At 55.6% G+C, this 3448-nt stretch carries 3 protein-coding genes; all 3 read left to right on the top strand.

Annotated features, from left to right (window positions below; all coding sequences use genetic code 11):
• On the top strand, window positions 1-480 hold a 480-nt coding region (locus tag EOA24_RS31375; protein WP_210213623.1), incomplete at its 5' end, for an ABC transporter substrate-binding protein.
• A 435-nt stretch (window positions 481-915) separates the two neighbouring features.
• Window positions 916-1932, top strand: coding sequence for a helix-turn-helix transcriptional regulator (locus tag EOA24_RS31370; protein ID WP_245501897.1), 1017 nt, complete (start codon window positions 916-918; stop codon window positions 1930-1932).
• 846 nt (window positions 1933-2778) lie between these two features.
• A partial coding sequence (locus EOA24_RS31360; protein ID WP_133374702.1) for a hypothetical protein occupies window positions 2779-3448 on the top strand: 670 nt, incomplete at its 3' end.

Raw genomic sequence — 3448 nt, 5'->3', positions numbered from 1 at the left:
CTCCCGGACCGCTCCACTCGGTCTCCTATCTCGCCACCGATGCCGGCCCCTCGGCTATGGCCGAGGAGCCGGGGCTATGCGGCCAATCACGGGCTGGCGGAAGAGATCTTCCTCATGCAGCCCGACATGGTGCTGGCCGGCACCTACACGACGCGGGCGACCATCGGGCTGCTTCGAAGACTCGACATCCGTGTCGAGGAGTTCGCGCCGGAAAACTCCTTCGACGACATCCGCGCCAACCTGAAAAGGATGGGCGACCTGCTCGGCCAGCCCGAACGCGCGGCATCGCTTGTCGCCGAACTCGACAATGAGCTGGCGGCGCTCAAGCCGGGTGAGGAGCCGCAAAGGACTGTCCCCGCCTGGTACGCCAACAGCTACACCTCCGGCAGCGGTACGCTGATGGGCGACATCATAAGAAATCCGGTCTCGGCAATATCGCGGCCAAGCTCGGCCATACCGGGACCGCGCGGTTGCCGCTGAAGCTCTGGTGCTGGCGAAGCCGGACATTCTGGTCGATGGCGGTCGCAACCGGGATTAGTCTTCGTCGCCGACTGAGCGCGGCTCGGGAGATAAGTGAGGGTTATCGCGAGTTATTGCCTGCTTACCCGATGAGCGTCATGCCCCACTGCTGTCGCTTGCTTAGATATCTCAACGATCTCGGATGGATTGCATGACCACGTCGATTGGTCTGGGAGCTGACGAGCGATTCGTTGAGCAATCTGGGGAGCGGACGCGAGGAACGCGGCTGAGCCCCTCCAAAAAAAGCGCAGTCGTTCGTCACTTGAATTCTCAAGCTTCCTCCGCTTTAATTAGGTTTTCATTCCGGGGGTTGGATTGGGCTCACTATTCGACTTGGGAGCCATCAGTACTGCCTTTTCAGCGGCAGCTCTTGACCCGTCGCAATGGGACGCCGCGATGGAGGTGGCCGACAAGGCAACAGGAAGTGCTGGAGCACTGCTCTTCGACGTCAAAGGTTGTTTTCCGCGCATACCCCACAGCCAATCGGCGGCACCGGCGTTCGAAAGCTATGTAGAAGGCGGATGGATCAATCGGGATGAGCGATACCGATTGACTCCGTCTCTTATGCGGAATGGGGTCGCCACAGACCTCGACCTTTTTACACCCGACGATATTGCGACGCATCCGTATTATCAGGAGTTTCTGGCACCCTTGGGCCTTCGCTGGTATGCCGCCGTGAAAGTTGCAGCTGGCGACGACTTCTGGTGCATCTCGCTCCAGCGCTCTATCGACAGGGGGCCATTCTCACCTATCGAGCTTGCTGAGTTGGCGAAATTGTCGAGACAGCTCGGCCCGTCGGTGGCGGTAGCGCGCGCGCTTGGCTTTGCGCGAGCTGAGGCTGCATCTGACGCCTTCAGTGCGAGCGGGACGGCAGTAATCATGCTAGATCGAGGCGGGAAAGTCATTCTCGTGAACCAAGCAGGTGAACGCCTACTAGGTTCGAGTCTTCGGATCAGCGGGGGGCGGTTGGTATCTGCCAGCAAGGCTGCCACGGATGCGCTCAACCGATCCTTGCGGGAGTTGCTGTGGATTAGAGCGCCTGCGGCATCGATGCCACCTGTGGCCTTGCCTCGTGTCGAGGGCCGACCCTTGATTGCGTATCCGATGCGTCTGGAAGCAGTTTCACCGAACGCTCTCGCTCGGTGTCAGGCAGTCGTCGTCTTACTTGATCCGGATTCAGTTCCGCAGCCGCCGCAGAACGTTTTGATATCCTGTTTTGGTCTCACTGTCGCCGAGGCGCGACTGGCACACCATATCTCCACCGGTCGAAAACTCGAGGCCATCGCCGAGGAGCTTGGCATTCGTTACGAGACTGCCCGTAACCATCTGAAGGCGGTATTCGCAAAGACACAGACCCATCGTCAGTCAGAACTGGTTGCCCTCCTCGCCACGTTGGCGAACGGACCTCTATAGTTTACTCACTCGGCTCTAGCTTAGAAACAGATGTACCCTCCGGTGGACCCTGCATAGCTGCAGGATAGTCCTGAACAGCATGACGTCTCGCTTGGCCCTGAGCATTTTTCCCCATCTGATTTGCACTGATCGGCGACTTGGATTGCAGTCATGTTGGACGGCAATCGTGGTATCAACAGCTGCCTGTGGATGGACATCCCATAACTTCTGCTAAGGGGATCATAGGACACGCCTCCAAGAGTCAGGGTATCTTGGGAAAAAAGCCCCGATGTCAAAAGAATTCCCGCTGCAGAAACGATTTTCAATTGCATTTGGCTCTCCGATTACGTTTCGACCGTTGGACATCGCAACTCGCTGCATTCTCTGGTCGCGTTCCCATACCTTCGACATTCGAACTGCTGCCACATCACCCATTTGGGTCATGTGAGGCCAACGATAAATCTGCGAGTATCTTCAGGTGAAAGTTCGCCAGTGGAGGAATCGCCATGAAAAGGCTTGTCTTTGTGATGGCAGTGATCTCGTTGTCTGCGTTCGGCTATCTCACATCGATCCACCCGAGCACTGCTTGTGAATGCGAAGACGGGACCGGATGTCAGAAGAACAGCCAAGGGCAGACCTGTTCGGCCCAGTAATGCATTCATCTCTCCCAAGGTATGTGGTATGCGGACCGCAGTGAGAGCGGCAGAATGGCGAGCGCATCTATCAAGCGCCGGGGCGGAAATATTACAGCGTAACCGTCATCAACCAAGCCAATCACGAAAGATGGTTTTGCTCGAAAGCGGAAGCCGTCGCTGCGGGCTGGGGACGCTCCAAGCGATAGGGGAAACTCTCTGAAGGGACAGATCGATGCAGCGTCTCGCGATGACTTTTTTCCTGATTACAGCGCTTTTTGCAACATCAGGCGCATTTGGCGATGACAAAGACGTTCTGGCGGATGCGGTAAAGAGGCATATTTGCCCGGGGAATGCTATTAAATACAGAATGTTAAACGTGGGAGATGAATGTAAAAGGGAGTTCGGGCAATGTGACAATTTGGAAATGGGAACCAAGGTGTGGTATGCCTGCATGGATGAATACTCTAAACGTCAAAGACAGTGCTGGAACGAAGTGGACAAGCGAAATGAAATAATTTTGGCCTACAACAGGCTCGTAGACGATTGCGTTAACAAAAAAAATGCTGAATTGCTCAATCAGAACAAGCTCACGAAACCGTCTACATCCGGCAATGGGTCGTCGCAATCCGATGACCAATACACCTACAAGGAACGACTGTCTCGCGCTGAGAACAATTTGCAAAGTGCATACCAGAAATTGCTTAAGACTGTGAAAGATCCAAAGGAACTTTCCCGCATTCGCGAGGACCAGAGCGCGTTTCTCGCTAGGCGCAATCGATGCACAACAGTTGTTTGTATGGATGACGCCTACACCACCCGCATTGAGGAAGTCCTTTATGAAACTCGGGTGGCGGAACGGATGCGTCATCCTGCCGATCAAGATAGCGACGACCCGTTAGCCC

The organism is Mesorhizobium sp. M2A.F.Ca.ET.039.01.1.1 (assembly GCF_003998035.1).
GTDB lineage: Bacteria > Pseudomonadota > Alphaproteobacteria > Rhizobiales > Rhizobiaceae > Mesorhizobium.
The sequence above is the reverse complement of the archived record's forward strand: the minus strand, read 5'-3'. Positions and strand labels throughout refer to the sequence as shown.

What these genes read in the sequence shown, in the direction of transcription:
- EOA24_RS31370 (WP_245501897.1), top strand. Translation starts at nt 916, where the DNA reads ATGGAGGTGGCCGACAAGGCAACAGGAAGTGCTGGAGCACTGCTCTTC.